The 16,859-nt window shown below is 44.0% G+C and carries 13 protein-coding genes and 2 tRNA genes; 9 read left to right on the top strand and 6 right to left on the bottom strand.

Features of this window, described 5'->3' with window-relative positions; translation table 11 throughout:
* Nucleotide 1: 1 nt before the first annotated feature.
* Nucleotides 2–751 carry a DUF3025 domain-containing protein gene (locus tag AB9H30_RS01600; RefSeq protein WP_371192902.1) on the bottom strand — a complete coding sequence of 250 codons (750 nt, stop codon included), beginning with the start codon at nt 749–751 and terminating at the stop codon, nt 2–4.
* 232 nt (nt 752–983) lie between these two features.
* Between AB9H30_RS01600 and AB9H30_RS01595 the strand changes: the two genes are divergently transcribed.
* Both AB9H30_RS01595 and asnB read left to right on the top strand, forming a co-directional pair.
* The gene (locus tag AB9H30_RS01595; protein WP_371192901.1) at nt 984–2,624 is read left to right on the top strand and encodes a M28 family metallopeptidase; all 1,641 of its coding nucleotides are present in this window, start codon (nt 984–986) and stop codon (nt 2,622–2,624) included.
* Nucleotides 2,625–2,858: 234 nt separating this feature from the next.
* Nucleotides 2,859–4,532, top strand: coding sequence for an asparagine synthase B (gene asnB / locus AB9H30_RS01590; protein WP_371192867.1), 1,674 nt, complete (start codon nt 2,859–2,861; stop codon nt 4,530–4,532).
* A 60-nt stretch (nt 4,533–4,592) separates the two neighbouring features.
* Here the strand turns inward: asnB and AB9H30_RS01585 are convergent, their stop codons facing one another.
* Together AB9H30_RS01585 and queE are read right to left on the bottom strand one after the other, a co-directional pair.
* Nucleotides 4,593–5,450 carry an amino acid ABC transporter substrate-binding protein gene (locus tag AB9H30_RS01585; RefSeq protein WP_371192866.1) on the bottom strand — a complete coding sequence of 286 codons (858 nt, stop codon included), beginning with the start codon at nt 5,448–5,450 and terminating at the stop codon, nt 4,593–4,595.
* Nucleotides 5,451–6,125: a 7-carboxy-7-deazaguanine synthase QueE gene (gene queE / locus AB9H30_RS01580; protein WP_371192865.1), complete on the bottom strand. Its 675-nt coding sequence runs from the start codon at nt 6,123–6,125 to the stop codon at nt 5,451–5,453.
* 91 nt (nt 6,126–6,216) lie between these two features.
* Here queE and queC point away from each other — a divergent pair, with 91 nt between their 5' ends.
* Nucleotides 6,217–6,921, top strand: coding sequence for a 7-cyano-7-deazaguanine synthase QueC (gene queC, locus AB9H30_RS01575; protein WP_371192864.1), 705 nt, complete (start codon nt 6,217–6,219; stop codon nt 6,919–6,921).
* 8 nt (nt 6,922–6,929) lie between these two features.
* Here the strand turns inward: queC and AB9H30_RS01570 are convergent, their stop codons facing one another.
* From AB9H30_RS01570 to AB9H30_RS01560, 3 genes are all read right to left on the bottom strand, one after another.
* On the bottom strand, nt 6,930–7,859 hold the full coding sequence (locus tag AB9H30_RS01570) for a LysR family transcriptional regulator (RefSeq protein ID WP_371192863.1): 930 nt from the start codon (nt 7,857–7,859) through the stop codon (nt 6,930–6,932).
* A 142-nt stretch (nt 7,860–8,001) separates the two neighbouring features.
* The gene (gene uvrB, locus AB9H30_RS01565; protein ID WP_371192862.1) at nt 8,002–10,020 is read right to left on the bottom strand and encodes an excinuclease ABC subunit UvrB; all 2,019 of its coding nucleotides are present in this window, start codon (nt 10,018–10,020) and stop codon (nt 8,002–8,004) included.
* Complete coding sequence (locus AB9H30_RS01560; RefSeq protein ID WP_371192861.1) at nt 10,013–11,416, bottom strand: MATE family efflux transporter; 1,404 nt, start codon at nt 11,414–11,416, stop codon at nt 10,013–10,015. Before AB9H30_RS01560 ends, uvrB begins: the two co-directional genes overlap by 8 nt.
* A 930-nt stretch (nt 11,417–12,346) precedes the next feature.
* On the opposite strand from AB9H30_RS01560, the gene AB9H30_RS01555 reads away from it, so the two are divergent.
* The 6 genes from AB9H30_RS01555 (at nt 12,347) to rsxD (ending at nt 16,859) form a co-directional block, all read left to right on the top strand.
* Nucleotides 12,347–12,423: transfer RNA gene (locus tag AB9H30_RS01555), tRNA-Asn, on the top strand.
* Nucleotides 12,424–12,450: 27 nt separating this feature from the next.
* Nucleotides 12,451–12,527, top strand: a tRNA-Asn gene (locus AB9H30_RS01550).
* A gap of 253 nt (nt 12,528–12,780) precedes the next feature.
* On the top strand, nt 12,781–13,359 hold the full coding sequence (rsxA, locus tag AB9H30_RS01545) for an electron transport complex subunit RsxA (protein ID WP_371192860.1): 579 nt from the start codon (nt 12,781–12,783) through the stop codon (nt 13,357–13,359).
* Nucleotides 13,356–13,928 (top strand): electron transport complex subunit RsxB, encoded by a 573-nt coding sequence (gene rsxB, locus AB9H30_RS01540; protein WP_371192858.1) that lies wholly within the window; start codon nt 13,356–13,358, stop codon nt 13,926–13,928. The genes rsxA and rsxB overlap by 4 nt, the downstream gene beginning before the upstream one ends.
* Nucleotides 13,925–15,778 carry an electron transport complex subunit RsxC gene (rsxC, locus tag AB9H30_RS01535; protein ID WP_371192856.1) on the top strand — a complete coding sequence of 618 codons (1,854 nt, stop codon included), beginning with the start codon at nt 13,925–13,927 and terminating at the stop codon, nt 15,776–15,778. Before rsxB ends, rsxC begins: the two co-directional genes overlap by 4 nt.
* Complete coding sequence (gene rsxD, locus AB9H30_RS01530) at nt 15,771–16,859, top strand: electron transport complex subunit RsxD (protein WP_371192855.1); 1,089 nt, start codon at nt 15,771–15,773, stop codon at nt 16,857–16,859. Before rsxC ends, rsxD begins: the two co-directional genes overlap by 8 nt.

Below are 16,859 nucleotides of genomic sequence, written 5' to 3'. Positions count from 1 at the left end.
TTTAACGCATTGACCTGTGTGGCATAAAGTAGTCCTTATTTGCGTAAAAGGCAGCATCTTGGGCTGCATTATGCCACCCCGGAATGCCCAACAAAGGCAGTGGAAGTAGCCTGCCTTTTTGTGCAAATATCCGATGCTCCTGTAAGCACTGCAACAAAGTTAAGTCAAGCTTCTGAAAAGTCTTAAAATGGTTGATCGATGACATATTTGCGGCTTGAATAGCACACGTCAAATGCAACGCTTCTGGGTCTTCAATAGTGAGAACTTTCGCCGTTAAGCCGATAAATGGTTTGCAAAGCATTTCTAAATTCGCATGACCAAAATGTAGGGGCATAATGCCATTTTTTGGTGAGAACCAACGCTGTCTGTTTTCAACAAATAACCATTGCCAATCGTGAGCGGCTATCCTCTCTTTCAACTCAGGAATATCCGTCACCAATACCAGCCCGCATTCATCAAAATGCGTGATCCTGTCTCGTGCCGGTGAACGTTGCCGATGACCTAATTGTTCGATATCCTGCCAATGTAGCGAATTTAGATATGCCTTGGTGTTGGGATACCTTAACCACATCAGGCCATTAAAGTAGTCATGCAAACTGCCATTTCGAGTCGGTATTATTTTATCCTGAAAAATAATCTGCTCGTAATATCGTTCGTCACTCAAGCTGTCTTGGTCGACAAAACGATGCTTTAAATTTTGCGCGTTAAGCGCTTTTAAATCATTGAGATGCGCCGCTTTAAGCCTATCTATAAATGCAATGTCGTGATCTAAATGCGAAGCGTCTAGCTCGATTAGATCTGACAGTTGGCGATAAACAAATGAGTTTGCGTTTTCTGATAATCTTGTATGAATATTTAAATACCTTATACTTTTTAGCTATGAACGAGTAACCTAGCCCTGATGCAGTTAATAGGCCTCGTTAAACATAAGCCTCAATAATAACAACAAAACAGTGAGATCTCATATGAATAAACCGCAGATAATGAAAAGCATTGCGCTAATTTTAGGCGGTACTCTGTTGCTTAGCGCTTGCAGTGAACCAGAGCAAAGTTCGCAAGCTAACGCGACCAACATTGAAACGAATTTTAGGCAAGTCTATAACAGCATTTCAACAGAACGCATTAAACAAGATATTAAAGTATTGGCTTCAGATGAGTTTGAAGGGCGCTTGCCCACAACCGCAGGCGAGCAAAAGACACTCGATTATTTAACTCAAGAATTAACAAGCGCAGGTTTTCAGCCCGGAAATAACGATAGCTTTTTTCAGCAAGTCGAGCTGATGCAAATTACTGCCAGCGATGATATGACGCTGCGCATGGGTAGCTCTGAATTTGCGTATAAAACCGATATGGTGGTTGGCTCAAAAAGAGAAGTTGAAACCGTCAATCTGAGTGATTCAGAAGTGGTTTTCTTAGGCTATGGCGTAAACGCGCCTGAATATGAGTGGAATGATTACGCTCAGATGGACGTCAAAGGGAAAACCGTTATCGTTTTGGTTAACGACCCAGGCTATGCCGCACCAAATTCTGGTAAATTTCAAGGATCGACAATGACCTACTATGGCCGCTGGAGCTATAAGTATGAAGAGGCCAGTCGTCAAGGCGCTGATGCGGTTTTTATTGTGCACGAAGCAGCACCGGCCTCATACGGTTGGTCGGTTGTGGCAAATAGCTGGAGCGGAGCACAATATGGCTTAGTAAGCCCAGACCAAGGCAAGAGCCGCGTCAAAATGGAAGGCTGGCTATCGCGCGATGCCGCCGTGAAAGTATTTGCCGAAGCGGGCTTAGATTTTGATACTGAAAAACAAAATGCCCTTGCGGGTCCTTATGCGAAAGCCCTCGATTTAAGCGCTTCGGTAACCGTTAACAATCAATTTGAACAATCTAAGAGTTACAATGTTTTAGCCACCTTGCCCGGTAGCGAAAAGCCTGACGAACATATTATCTATACAGCGCATTGGGACCACCTAGGAGTTGATACCAGCAAAGATGGCGATCAAATTTACAATGGTGCTCACGATAACGCCACCGGCACTGCCGCTATCCTCGAAATGGCCAGAGCATTCGCAAAGCTCGAGACTGCACCAAAACGTTCTATCAGTTTATTAATCGTAACGGCTGAAGAACAGGGCCTATTAGGCTCAAAATACTATGCAGAAAACCCTGTGATTCCTCTTGCAAAAACTGTAGCTAATATCAATATGGATGCAATGAATGTACTTGGCAGAACCCGCGATGTTGCGGTTGTGGGAATGGGTAAATCAGAGCTCGAAGATTACTTACGCGAGGCAGCTGCTAATCAAGGCAGAGTACTCAGCCAAGAAGATCGTCCTGAGGCTGGGCTATACTATCGCTCTGATCACTTCAGTTTTGCGAAATTTGGGGTACCCGCTCTTTATGCGAAGGGCGGCAGCGAATCGATTGACGAAGAAACTGCGCAATATCGTAAGCGTATGAACGTAATTGTAACCGGCTGCTATCATCAAGTCTGTGACCAATTTCGCGACACCTGGGATTTGTCAGGCATAACCGAAGACACTCAGCTTTTATTTGAAGTTGGATTTGATATTGCCAATGCTGACGTATGGCCACAATGGAATGCTAGCAGCGAATTTCAACGTTAATAGAATGTAAACATAGCGAGTCAAAAAGGTGGATGCGTTTACAATCCACCTTTTTTTATGCAAAACGTCCCTGTTTCAGGCAATTAACACTTGCAATTCATATTCAGCGTGGCACATTCAACGCAGCAGAAACATAATAAAAATAAAAACTGCAAAAGCAATCTGAGCTGCACATCTTCCGACAGAAAACAGCATGTAATTCACATTATCCGTTTAGCAGAGGCGACCCTTTTTATGTGTGGTATTTTCGGTATCCTTGATATCAAATCCGATGTAACAGATTTGCGCACTAAAGCGCTAGAACTCTCAAAGTTATTACGTCATCGCGGGCCTGATTGGTCTGGGATATGGCACGATGAGCGCGCAATTTTATGCCATGAACGCTTGGCTATCGTCGATGTTGACACTGGTGCACAGCCGCTTATTAGCGACAACGGTCAGCAGGTGCTTGCGGTCAACGGTGAGATTTATAATCACAAAGAATTAGAAAAGCAGCATTGCAATGACTACGCGTTTTCAACTCGCTCTGACTGTGAGGTGATTTTGCCTTTGTATCAGCAGTTTGGTGTGGACTTTATCGACCAATTGCAAGGTATGTTTGCGTTTATTCTATACGACAAAGCAAGCGGCGACTATTTGGTGGCGAGAGATCATATCGGTATTATTCCTCTATATACTGGGTTTGATGAATTTGGGAATTTTTACGTTGCCTCTGAAATGAAGGCATTAGTGCCTATTTGCAAAACCGTTCAAGAGTTCCCTCCCGGGCACTACATGCTCAACGGCAAGCTGGTAAAATACTATCAGCGAGATTGGATGGACTACGAAAACGTTAAGGACAACGAAACCAATTTAGAAGATTTAAAACATGCCTTCGAAAAATCGGTGAAATCCCACTTAATGTCAGACGTACCTTATGCCGTGCTGTTATCGGGCGGTCTTGATTCATCATTGGTTTCAGCTGTGGCTGCGCGCTACGTAGCGAAGAGGGTTGAAGATGAAGACAAGAGCGATGCATGGTGGCCAAGACTGCACAGCTTTGCGGTAGGCCTTGAAGGTGCGCCAGATTTGCTCGCGGCTCGTAAAGTGGCAGACATGATTGGTACTGTGCACCACGAAATCCACTTCACTATTCAAGAAGGTTTAGATGCTATTCGTGATGTGATTTATCACCTTGAAACCTTCGACACCACGACCATTCGTGCAGCCACACCGATGTATTTAATGACCCGAAAAATCAAAGCGATGGGCATTAAGATGGTGCTTTCAGGTGAAGGTGCAGATGAAATTTTTGGTGGCTATTTGTATTTTCACAAAGCGCCGAACGACAAAGAATTTCACGAAGAAACCGTCAGAAAGCTCGACCGCTTGCACATGTTTGACTGCGCTAGAGCCAACAAGTCGACGTCTGCGTGGGGTGTTGAAGCACGAGTGCCATTTTTAGATAAAGAATTCATGGATGTGGCCATGCGTCTCAATCCTAAAGATAAAATGTGCGTAGGCGGACGCATGGAAAAATGGATCTTAAGAAAAGCCTTTGATGACGAAACCTATTTACCCGCTGAAGTGTTATGGCGTCAAAAGGAACAGTTTGGCGACGGCGTCGGATACTCTTGGATTGATTCAATTCGTGAATATGTGGCGGTGCAGGTAAGTGATCAACAGTTAGCGACTGCCAGCTATCGCTTCCCTATCAATACGCCCGACACAAAAGAAGGCTATTTTTACCGAACCATATTTGAGGACTTCTTTCCACAAGAGACTGCCGCAAAATGCGTACCCGGCGGCAAATCTATTGCTTGCAGCACCGTCGAGGCATTAGAGTGGGACGCGTCGTTTAAAGAAATGGCAGATCCATCTGGCCGCTCAATGAAGTCAGTGCATACAGGGGAGTTTAAAGGCTCTTAAGACCTCTTGACCGTAAACAAAAACGCAGCCAATTGGCTGCGTTTTTTATTGCTTGAGCATCTACTTAGGTTGATACCAAAGTTCCTGCTTTGAGGTGGGAGTAAGTTTAGGCAGTAAAGGATTCGCCAGTCTAAAATATTTTACGTTATCTAAGTCCAATGATTTAATGGTTTCACCAAAATGTTCTGCAAACAGCAAATCAAAGCTACCGTCGGCGATGGCGCGCTCGAGTCCGGTTTCAATTAAATTAGCTAAGGTCACATTTCGCTTATTCACAAAAAAATACATCGCACTCGGATATTGTAAGGCTATATCTTTGCGTAAGGCTAATCCGCTAGCAGGGTCGCTTTGCATTTCACTTTCGATCTCAATAACCGAGCGTGGAAAAACATCCGCTAACTTTGCAATAACAACGTCTTTGGCCTCAGCATAGTCTCTGGCGGTAACGACATTGAAGCCATTCGCCTGCAAAATTTTTGTATCGGGCCAAGAAATACCTTGAACGGCCTCAAAGGCCAATAAGTCACTGAAGGTATCAATTCGGGCACGTAAAAAAGGACTGTTTTGGGGTGCCAAAAACATTCGCCAGCCAATTAAGCCTTTTGCAATAGGGATGCGAATTGGCAATAACTGCTCTTCTTTAACGATATCAGTCATCGACCAATACACATTAATTTCTAAATTCTCTTCGAGTCGTTTGAGTGAGCGAGTTTGCCGCATCGCTTGGGCTGATGGCCTTAATTCAAATCGCACACTGGTTTTTTCTAGGGCCAAGGCCAAAAGCGCCAAGGGGTAGTCGTATCGCACGTCGTTTTCAAGCGCTGGCTGCGGATAGGTGATTACCCACACAGCAGAGTGCGCAGTCTGGCATGTGATTAGCAAGAGCGCGGCAATTACCTTTAAGGCATATGCGTTCACTTATTCTACTCCAATAAACTTATGCGTTTGTAACGATAGTCGCCAATTTCTTGCGATGCAAGTGGCAACCGCAAGTTCGGTCGCTCTAGCTTGCATACTAATGGGTTGTAAATAGATCACCGGGTTACCCTCTCGAGCCGGACGAGCCAAGAGTTCGTCTAGCTCTTCAATATGTTTTTCCATTGCGATGGCATGTTTTATTTCGTTAGCACGATTGAGTGCATCGTCTCGCACCTCAAAACCACCTTTCATATTAATCTTTGGTGATAAGGTTACCCAAACATCATCATGGCACAATACTTCAAAGGTGCCACTGGTTTCTATTTGCACTGAAAAGCCTTTATCTATTGCAACACTTGTGACCTCAGTTAAGTCAAACATGCATGGCTCACCACCGGTAAACACCAAGTGATTGGCATTATATCCGTAGCGGTCAAAGAGTGAAAACAAGGCATCAACGTCGGCGCTAAAAAACTCTTCGTTATCCTCAGATTGCATCATGATGACGTCATCCTTGCGCAGTAATTCTGGCTTTACTTCCCAAGTATGTTTGGTGTCACACCAGGGGCATCCCACTGGACAACCTTGCAAGCGAATAAAAATGGAGGGCATTCCTGTAAAGGCCCCTTCGCCTTGAATAGACTCAAATACTTCGTTGACCAACAGGCTTGTCATAAATATCTCGTTTTCCTTGCATTTAACATGGGTTTTTTAATAACAATGGCTTAAGATCCAGATTATACACATAAACACAGATAAGGTGAGCATGAGCGACGGGCAAAATAACACACACGACGAACAAACAAAGGGTCTAGGTCGTAAAGTAGTGGTGATTTATTCAGGCGGCATGGATTCTTATACCGTGCTGCGCCAAGCCAGTGCTCAAGGTTTTGAGGTTCATCCGGTTGCATTCAACTATGGACAACGCCATAGCAAGGAGCTGGGAGTAGCCGCCGGTGTTTGCAAAAAATACGGTTATCCGTTTCAATTAGTTGACGTCTCAAGTATCACCCCCTTAATCAAAGGCTCTGCGCTTACCGACGACATTGATGTGCCTGAAGGTCATTATGAAGAAGCTTCTATGCAGCAAACTGTGGTGCCTAATCGCAATATGATCATGCTTTCGATGGCGGTGGGATATGCCGTATCAATTGGTGCTGAAGCCGTATATTTTGGCGCGCATTCAGGCGACCATGCGATTTATCCAGATTGCAGAACTTCGTTTGTAGAGGCAATGAATGCTGTGTGTCAAATTGCAAATTATGAACCGGTAGATATTCGCGCACCGTTTATCGGGCAAAGCAAAATTGACATATTGCGCATTGGCTTGGCATTAGGATTGGATTATTCAGAAACATGGACATGTTATAAAGGTCTAGAAAAGGCCTGTGGTAAATGTGGGTCTTGCCAAGAGCGTTTAGAAGCATTTGCCTTAAACAACGCGGTAGACCCTATAGAATATTATAGTTAACCTTAGGGCTACTTTTGGCTCTCAGAGACAAAGTATTCAATTTCTTTAATACAGTAACGCAGTACCGGATTTAAGCGGGTGTTCTTGCCGTTCATCACAAACAAATCATGGGCAAACGGGAACAGAGAGCCCTTTGCTATTGGCACAAGCCCTGTTGCGGCGCCCTGCTCTTTGGCAATATAGTCGGGTAACAAACCCACATATTCACCGGTCATGATCGCTGCCATACAGACCTCGAAAGAATCTGAGAACGTTTGAATGCTTAAGCGCTTATCATTGTTTATATAGTTGGAGGATGACAAGCCCGAAATACCAATTGCTGGATAATCTTCGATGTTGACTGAGTCTGGTAGCGCTTCTACATCGCGATAGCGCGCTAAAGGATGCGTAGGCGAACAATACAGTCGTCCTTCAGTTTTAATGCCCACTGGATGAAACATGACCGACTCTGGTTTTACCATATCATAGGTAGACAACACCAGGTGACATTCTCCAGATAGCGCAACATGCTCAACTTCATTGTATAAACGCGTCTGGATATTCACATGAATATCATCAAATTTTTTCATGGTGCTTTTAACGGCTTTTGCCACTGCTAACTGCATGGAGGTGGCCAAACCTGACATCAACACGATGGTGATATGTCCGGAATAATCATCGTGCAGGCTTTTTAAATTGAACACGAAATTATCGAATGCGTTGAAGATACGTTTGGTTTCTTGAAATACCACTTCGCCTTCTTTGGTCATTTGAAAACCACCACGACCGCGATGACACAAAACCAAATCTAAGCGCTCTTCAAGTTTTTTGATTGCGGCGCTGATGTTAGGACGCTGCATTCGCAACACCGGTTCGGCGGCAGTAAAACCATTACATGAGGCAACCGCGTAAAATACGCGCAACAATTTAATGTCTGATTCCTGCAAACGGTTAAGCATGGTGATTCCTCAATAGCAAAAAGTAAAGTTTGAGTTGGCATATCTAGTATCTGTTAACGCGACAGGCATACACCAACAATATCAATTAAGTTATCGTTTTATATAACTTAAACTTTACCTTTTTCTATTAATTCGTGCAAAATTAAGACAATTTCAGCACTTCTGCCCGCAAAGTCTCAACTTCATCCCTTAACGAGGCGGCTTTTTCAAATTCTAAGTCTCGCGCATGTTCAAACATACGTTTCTCTAATTGACCAATTTGCCCCATCATGTCCGTGACCGACATAGCTTTTTTCGCTTTTTGCTTATCTGCGACTTTCTTCAGCTTAATTCTGCCTGAAGCAGGATGCGCTGAACTATCTCCCAAGTCCATGATATCGGTGATGGGTTTATTGAGTTGCTGCGGCACAATGCCGTTAGCGAGGTTGTAGGCCCGCTGACGCTCTCTGCGTCGGTCGGTTTCATCAATCGCCTTACGCATTGAATTTGTAATTCTGTCGCCATACAAGATAGCGTGGCCGTTTAAATGACGCGCCGCCCTGCCGATAGTCTGAATAAGAGATTTTTCAGCACGCAAAAAGCCTTCTTTGTCAGCGTCTAAAATTGCGACCAGAGATACTTCAGGCATATCTAAGCCCTCTCGCAATAAGTTGATACCGACTAACACGTCAAATTTACCAATTCGTAAATCACGGATAATCTCAATCCTCTCGACCGTATCAATATCTGAGTGCAGATAGCGCACGCGGACACCATGTTCGCTCAAGTACTCGGTTAAATCTTCTGACATACGCTTGGTTAAGGTGGTAATCAATACCCGCTCATTTTTCGCCACGCGCTTATGAATTTCAGAAAGCACGTCATCGACCTGCGTCGCCACCGGGCGTACCTCAATTTCAGGATCTAATAAGCCGGTTGGGCGCACCACTTGTTCAATAATATCGCCCTGACACTTTTCTAACTCGAAGTTACCTGGAGTAGCAGACACGTATATCGTCTGCGGAGAGATATGCTCAAACTCCTCAAATTTTAAGGGCCTATTATCTAGGGCTGATGGCAATCTAAAACCATATTCAACTAAAGTTTCTTTACGCGATCTATCGCCTTTATACATCGCGCCAATTTGTGACACAGTGACGTGAGACTCATCAATAAATAACAGGCCATCGGCGGGGAAGTAATCTATCAGTGTCGGTGGAGGCTCGCCCGGCGCACGGCCAGACAGGTATCGAGAGTAGTTTTCGATGCCCGAGCAATACCCGAGTTCCAACATCATTTCAATATCGAACTGCGTGCGCTGCGAGATACGTTGTTCTTCGAGCAACTTATGATTATCTTTTAACTGCTTTTGACGATCTTTTAACTCAGCTTTAATAAATTCGATGGCATCCACGATCTTTTCTCGCGGGGTCACATAGTGAGTTTTTGGGAAAACAGTGGTACGCACAACATGTTTGTCGACAGCGCCGGTGAGTGGGTCAAACAAACTGATTTGTTCAATTTCTTCGTCGAAAAGCTGCACTCGCACAGCTTGTTTTTCAGAGTCCGCGGGAAAGATATCGATGACATCCCCGCGCACACGAAAGGTACCGCGTTCAAAGGCAATATCATTACGTTTATACTGAAGCTCAGCGAGTCGGCGCAAAATGTCGCGCTGATCCATTAAATCGCCTTTACGCAAATGTAAGAGCATTTTCATATAACTTTTAGGATCGCCCAAGCCATAAATAGCAGAAACCGATGCAATAATTACGACATCACGCCTTTCCATTAGCGCTTTTGTCGCTGATAAGCGCATCTGCTCAATATGGTCATTTATAGAAGCATCTTTCTCGATGAAGGTATCGGTGCTCGGCACGTATGCTTCGGGTTGGTAATAGTCATAATAGGAAACAAAGTACTCGACAGCGTTGTTTGGGAAAAAGTCTTTCATCTCTCCGTATAGCTGAGCTGCTAAGGTTTTATTGTGAGCCAAGATTAAAGTTGGACGCTGTACCTGCGAAATAACATTCGCCATCGTAAATGTCTTACCCGAGCCAGTCACCCCCAACAAAGTCTGCGCTGCTAAACCGCTCTCGAGTCCTTCAACTAGAGAAGCAATTGCGTGAGGCTGATCACCGGCGGGGGCATAGTGTGAGACGAGATCAAAACCCTTAGTCATTGGTGACCTTTTCGATAAGATTAATTTTCATATTGGTTTGTTCGAATAATCGCTTTTGTTGGTTCACATCTTTATGAAACCAAATGTAAGAAAGTGTAGCGGTTACAAAGTTAGCAATTACGCAGCCCCAAAATAAACCCAACAATCCAAACATCGAGCTTCCAGCGTAGGCAATCGGTACATAGCATACAAACAGCCTCAATATGCTGAGTATTAGCGCAGAAATTGGCAGATGCATAGCGTTAAACGATGAATTGGTTAATATTATGATGCCTTGCAGGCCATAGCCTAGGGGAACCACATACAAAAATAATTCAATGTATTCGCTAACAACAGGATCCTTCGCAAAAATGCTCGCGATCCAAGGTGCAGTCATAGCGAGGATCGCAAACATGAGTAGTTGCCACAACATGACAAACTTCAAACTTATTTGGTACGCCTCTTTTATTCTGTCAAATTTGCTGGCCCCAAAGTTTTGACTGATGAACGGCGGTAGCGACATCGATAAAGCAAGCACTACAATGCAGGCCATAGATTCTAGGCGACTGCCGACTCCCCATGCAGCAACTGCTTCTGCTCCATAGCCAGCAACAATGGCAGTTAGCACGCCTCCGGCAATAGGCGTAAACATATTTGCACCGGCAGCCGGTAAGCCAATTCCCATGACCCCTTTTGCGGACTGCTTAAATTCAGTAAAACTCAATAGTCTGGGTTCGATGAGTTTTCTTTGAACCGCCAGTAGATATAAAATCCATACTACGCAAACCGCCCAAGCGATGCATGTAGCAATAGCTGCACCTTTAATTCCAAATGCCGGAACGGGTCCAAACCCAAAAATTAATATGGGATCTAATAAAGCATTAATACCACCGCCCACCGCCATTATTATACTGGGTGTTTTAGTGTCGCCCGATGCGCGTAAAATACTGTTACCGACCATGGGAATGGCAAGCAGAACCCCTGAAAACAGCCAAACGCTCATGTAGTCGCGAATAAAGGGCATTAAGGATTCGGTTGCACCCATGGCTGTAAACACAGGGTTTATTAAAAAATACGCAATCAAACACAGAATGCTCACCAATAATACCGACAGCATTAACGAGCCGCTGGCTATTGCCTTAGCCTGAGTTGTATCGCCACTGCCTAAAAATTTGCCGATAACCGCCGAAGTGCCAATACCAAGCCCAATATTTAGGCTAATAACAGTAAATGTAACAGGAAAAGTAAAACTGATTGCGGCAAGTTCGTCTGTGCCTAACAAGCTCACAAAGTAAGTATCGACCAATGAGAATGTCATCAACATAATCATCCCAACAATCATCGGCACGGTCATATTACGAAGCGTCGAGGGGATATCATCACTGACCAAATTTCTGGAAGTAGAAGCTGAGCTCACATTAATGGTTTCACGGTTTATGGATAAAGATTTGCTATTGGGTAACTATACATCAGTTATGCGTATGAATTTGAATTAACTCTCATAAATTTGGTAATTTGTGTGTAAACGATGAGCTCTCAGTGACACTTTTATGTCATAAAAATGTCAATATATTGACATAAATAAAACGTATGAACTTCGCTGCGCATTCACACTGTGAATACTGCTGAAAATAACACACAGGCAGAACGATAAAACAAGCGGATTTTTAGATTAACACTATTAAAATTTATTTTTCAACTTAACTCATTGTTTTAAAATACAATTTAATATTTTTGAGTGATTTTTTAAAAACTAGATTGACAATCTATTGAATCTTGAAGTCGTTTGAAAAAGATTTAATCCACATACTTATCCACAGAAAAAGTGGATAAGTGGCTACGCCTTAATACTGACGGTATCTCCAAAGTTTTTTACAAAAGCTAATGTAAGTTGTTACTAACCATTCAATTCCGATTGCTCTATTACACTTTTATGAACACCTGTACACAAGCACAGTGATCAATATAATTTTAATACTTTTTTTTCAAATTAATTTAAATTTAGAATAAATAAGTTATAAGTAATAAAAACAATATCCAAACAAATTTTTGCCTAATATCTTACATACAATCGATAAAAGCACTTGCAAAAAACGTGATTATAAAAAACATCTCAATCCTAACGAGGGTATTGCTAACTTTTAAAATATTCTTTAAATCTATGCTCATTAAAAAAATACCAGAGTGACTAAAATTACATTTTTGATTCAGTAATTATGTACTGTGATTTACCGCCGATAAATATATGTTCAAGGCGATAGTAGTAACAATAAAATTCAAAAAACAGCAATTGTTTATTGACAGTTAAGTAGATGCTCATTAATATGCGCATCCGTTAAAAGGCCGGTCCCCCTTAGCTCAGTTGGTTAGAGCGACGGACTGTTAATCCGCAGGTCCCCCGTTCGAGTCGGGGAGGGGGAGCCATCTTTTAGCGAATATAACATTGAGAATTCCCCCTTAGCTCAGTTGGTTAGAGCGACGGACTGTTAATCCGCAGGTCCCCCGTTCGAGTCGGGGAGGGGGAGCCATCAACGTTGCTAGCTTCTGTTTAAAAATCTTCACGCTTCCAAATCTAGTGCTTATCATCACCACTTGCGTTGTAACTTTACAAACTTTCAAATTTATCCATACAAGCACAGCGATAACGTGTTGTTTAATCGAGCTGAAAAAGCGATAATTCCACATCGTTTTGGTACTCGATGGTTTTTGTCATCCAATTGCAAACCTGCAACACTCAGTGCCAATGAATATATCGCTTGCGCAAAGGCATAAACCTTACACATGACTGAAATATTGCTGCTACTTTTAGGCACAGTACTGGTTAACAATTTTGTACTAGTTCAGTTTCTTGGGCTATGCCCCTTTATGGGGGTGTCTGGCAAACTAGAGACGGCAATGGGAATGTCGATGGCCACGACTTTTGTGCTGACCATTGCTTCTATGAGTAGCTACTTAGTTGAATCGTACATTTTGTTGCCCTTGGGCATAGAATATTTGCGCACCTTAAGCTTTATCTTAGTCATTGCGGTAGTCGTGCAATTTACCGAAATGGTCGTGCGCAAAACAAGCCCTAGTCTCTATCGACTGTTAGGTATCTTTTTACCGCTCATTACCACAAACTGCGCCGTATTAGGTGTGGCCTTGTTAAACACCACTAAACAACATAATTTTCTAGAATCAATTGTGTATGGCTTTGGCGCAGCGGTTGGTTTTTCTTTCGTATTAATTTTGTTTTCTGCAATGCGCGAGCGGTTGGCTGCTGCAGACGTGCCAACGCCATTCAAAGGTGCGTCCATTGCCATGATCACCGCAGGACTCATGTCATTGGCATTTATGGGTTTTACAGGCTTGATTAAATGACGCTAACCCTCATTGCTATTTTGGTCGTGTCGCTAATTGCACTAATTTTTGGTGCACTATTGGGCTATGCATCAATCCGCTTTAAGGTTGAAAGTGATCCACTAGTCGAACAAATCGATCAGATTTTGCCGCAAACCCAGTGTGGACAGTGCGGTTACCCCGGTTGTCGCCCCTATGCTGAAGCAATCGCCAATGGTGATGAAATCAATAAATGCCCGCCTGGTGGCGAGGCCACTATTAAAGATCTTGCCGCTTTAATGGGAGTTGATGCAAAACCACTTGATGCTGCACATGGTGTCGAAGATGTTAAAAAAGTCGCATTTATTCGAGAAGATGAATGCATCGGTTGCACGAAGTGTATTCAAGCATGCCCCGTAGACGCTATCTTAGGTGCAGCAAAACAGATGCACACTGTCATTATAGACGAATGCACAGGATGTGATTTATGCGTTGATCCCTGCCCTGTAGACTGCATTGATATGATCCCCCTTAACGATAGCAGTGAAGCATGGCAATGGGACTTTAAACGCGTTTCGGTCGGCGACATTCAGATTAAGCAGGTATCATGACGATGTTTGCAGATTACGACCATATTATGGAACGCCTTGCCCTTCAGCAACTTTGGGACTTCCCAGGTGGGGTTCATCCCCAGCAGAATAAAACAAAATCAAATCAAACTGAGATTCAGCGCATTGCCTTGCCCGACCTTATTCATATCCCCGTAAAGCAGCACATTGGCGTGAATGGCGATATCATTGTCAAGGTGGGCGAGCTAGTGGCTAAAGGGCAGCCTTTAACCGCAAGTGAGAGTGCCTTCGCTGTGCCGGTGCATGCTTCCACGTCTGGTAAGGTCATCGCCATAGGCGACCATGTAGCTGCGCACCCCTCTGGTATCAGTGAGCTCACCATTAGCATAGAAGTCGACGGTCTTGATACCGCTTATGAGTTTAAACCGCTCAGTGATTATACCAAACGCACAAAAAACGAAATTATAGAGGCCATATGCCAAGCCGGAATCAGCGGCATGGGGGGAGCAGGATTTCCTACCCACTTAAAATCGAACAATGTAAAACCCATTGAATTTTTGATTATCAACGGCATTGAATGCGAGCCGTACATTACTTCAGACGATCGGCTGATGCGAGAGCATGCCTGGCAAATTCGTCAGGGCATCGATATTTTGTATCACCTATTGCAGCCTAAACAAGTTATCGTAGCCGTTGAAAATAACAAGCCGGAAGCGTTTAATACGCTTTCTATCGCCTGCCAGCAGCAAGATAATTATCAGGTAGTCAGTGTGCCTACGAAGTATCCCGCAGGCGGTGAAAAGCAACTCATCCAAGTGCTGAGCTCGCGGGAAGTGCCGGCTGATGGTCTACCCGTTGATGTAGGATGCTTGATGTATAACGTTGGGACCTGCTACGCAATTGCCGATGCCGTAATTGAAGGCAAACCGCTCATTGAGCGCGTAGTAACGATTACCGGTGATGCCGTCGAAACACCACAAAACGTGTGGGCGCGGATTGGTACCCCCGTAAAGCACTTACTGACACATGCAAACTACGACAGTGATAAACAAGCATATCCGCGCATTATTATGGGCGGTCCTATGATGGGTTTTACCTTGAGTTCGGTGCAAGTGCCTGTGGTCAAAATTACTAACTGTATATTGGTGCCGGCGAATAAAGAATTGCCAACCCTTGAAGATGAAAGAGCGTGCATTCGCTGTTCAGCCTGCGCTGACGCCTGTCCAGCCTCACTATTGCCACAGCAACTGTTTTGGCATAGCAAAGCCAAAGAATATGAACAAGCTCAAGAATATAACTTATTTGATTGCATAGAGTGCGGTGCTTGCGCCTACGTTTGTCCAAGCGAAATTCCATTAGTACATTATTATCGAAAAGCCAAAGCCGATATTCGCCTGCAGCAAGTTGAAAAAGAAAAAGCTGAAAAAGCACGTATCCGTTTTGAAGCAAGAAAGGCACGCTTACAAAAAGACAAAGACGCTCGCGAGGAAAAGCATAGGCTAGCTGCACAAGCAAGAGCGCAAACCATGACGAACGATGGTGGCGCCGCAAAAGACAAAATCGCAGCGGCATTAGCCAGAGCGAAAGCGAAAAAAGCGGCGATGGCGAAGCAAAACAATGAGCAAATCTCTGCAGTAAGCGAAGAAACTTATGTTGAAAGGGCAAAAGAACGCCCTTCTGCCAATACTGAAATTTCTAAGTCTGCGGCCTTACCTACTGATAGCGACGCCCAAGATATTGATGCCTTAAAGGTAAACGCTGAACCTAATTCATCAGCAGACGATGCCGCTAATGCAAAAAAAGCAAAAGTTGCAGCCGCGATTGCCAGAGCAAAAGCGAAAAAAGCACAGCAAGCGAAACAAGCAAAGGAAAACAAAGCGTCCGATGAGTAAACTACAAGTGGCCAGCTCCCCTCATCATCACAATCAGCGCGATACCGGACAGGTAATGCGCCTTGTTATGTATGCCTGTATTCCTGGTGTGTTGCTGCAGTTTTGGTTTTTTGGCATAGGCGTTTTGTTTCAAATCACATTGGGCATCATCACTGCGGTGGTCACCGAAGCCTTGATCGTTGAGCTACGCAAAAAAAACACTGAGCGGGTCGTAAAAGATTCAAGCGCCGCTTTAGCTGGATTGCTGTTAGGAATTTGTATTCCGCCGCTTGCGCCATGGTGGGTGGTGGTAATCGGAAGCTTTTTTGCAATTGCAGTAGTCAAACAAGCCTATGGCGGCCTAGGATTTAATATGTTCAATCCGGCCATGGCCGGCTATGTGATGCTTCTGATTTCGTTTCCGGTACAGATGACTTCTTGGCTTCCCCCCTTAAGTTTAGCTGAGCAGAGCTTTACATTTATGGATGCAATATACACCATTTTTACTGGCTTCACGGTGGATGGTTACAGTATCGCGCAACTTAGAGTTGGCTATGATGGAATGAGCATGGCAACGCCTCTTGACCATGTGAAAACCCAGCTGGTGCAAAATTATACTGTTGGCGAAGCCTTGCAAAGCAGCATTTTTTCGGGCTCTTGGGGAATTGGATGGGCGCCCATCTCACTGGCATATTTAGCAGGCGGTATTGCGCTGCTAAAACTCAAAGTTATAAACTGGCATATACCCATTAGCATGATTGCAGGGGCAATGACGGTTGCGCTGATTCTATTCTTGGTTGATAGCTCTCAACATGCATCTCCAAGCTTTCATTTATTAAATGGGTCGTTAATTATAGGCGCATTTTTTATTGCTACAGATCCCGTATCGGCATCTACCACAAATAAAGGGCGCATCATATTTGGTGCTTCTATTGGCGCTTGGATCATCATTATTCGAACGTGGGGGAACTATCCTGATGCGGTCGCCTTTGCGGTCGTGTTGTTAAATATGGCTGTGCCTCTAATCGACTATTATACTCGTCCTCGCACCTATGGTCACCGTGTCAAAGCATCGGCCATCCATTCGAAAAAGGAACCGTAG

This window comes from Glaciecola sp. SC05, assembly GCF_041380235.1.
Lineage (GTDB): Bacteria > Pseudomonadota > Gammaproteobacteria > Enterobacterales > Alteromonadaceae > Glaciecola.
This window is presented reverse-complemented; position numbering and strand designations above follow the sequence as displayed.

What these genes read in the sequence shown, in the direction of transcription:
- AB9H30_RS01595 (WP_371192901.1), top strand. Translation starts at nt 984, where the DNA reads ATGAAAAGCATTGCGCTAATTTTAGGCGGTACTCTGTTGCTTAGCGCT.
- asnB (WP_371192867.1), top strand. Translation starts at nt 2,859, where the DNA reads ATGTGTGGTATTTTCGGTATCCTTGATATCAAATCCGATGTAACAGAT.
- queE (WP_371192865.1), bottom strand. Translation starts at nt 6,125, where the DNA reads ATGACAAGCCTGTTGGTCAACGAAGTATTTGAGTCTATTCAAGGCGAA.
- queC (WP_371192864.1), top strand. Translation starts at nt 6,217, where the DNA reads ATGAGCGACGGGCAAAATAACACACACGACGAACAAACAAAGGGTCTA.
- AB9H30_RS01570 (WP_371192863.1), bottom strand. Translation starts at nt 7,859, where the DNA reads ATGCTTAACCGTTTGCAGGAATCAGACATTAAATTGTTGCGCGTATTT.
- uvrB (WP_371192862.1), bottom strand. Translation starts at nt 10,020, where the DNA reads ATGACTAAGGGTTTTGATCTCGTCTCACACTATGCCCCCGCCGGTGAT.
- rsxA (WP_371192860.1), top strand. Translation starts at nt 12,781, where the DNA reads ATGACTGAAATATTGCTGCTACTTTTAGGCACAGTACTGGTTAACAAT.
- rsxB (WP_371192858.1), top strand. Translation starts at nt 13,356, where the DNA reads ATGACGCTAACCCTCATTGCTATTTTGGTCGTGTCGCTAATTGCACTA.
- rsxC (WP_371192856.1), top strand. Translation starts at nt 13,925, where the DNA reads ATGACGATGTTTGCAGATTACGACCATATTATGGAACGCCTTGCCCTT.
- rsxD (WP_371192855.1), top strand. Translation starts at nt 15,771, where the DNA reads ATGAGTAAACTACAAGTGGCCAGCTCCCCTCATCATCACAATCAGCGC.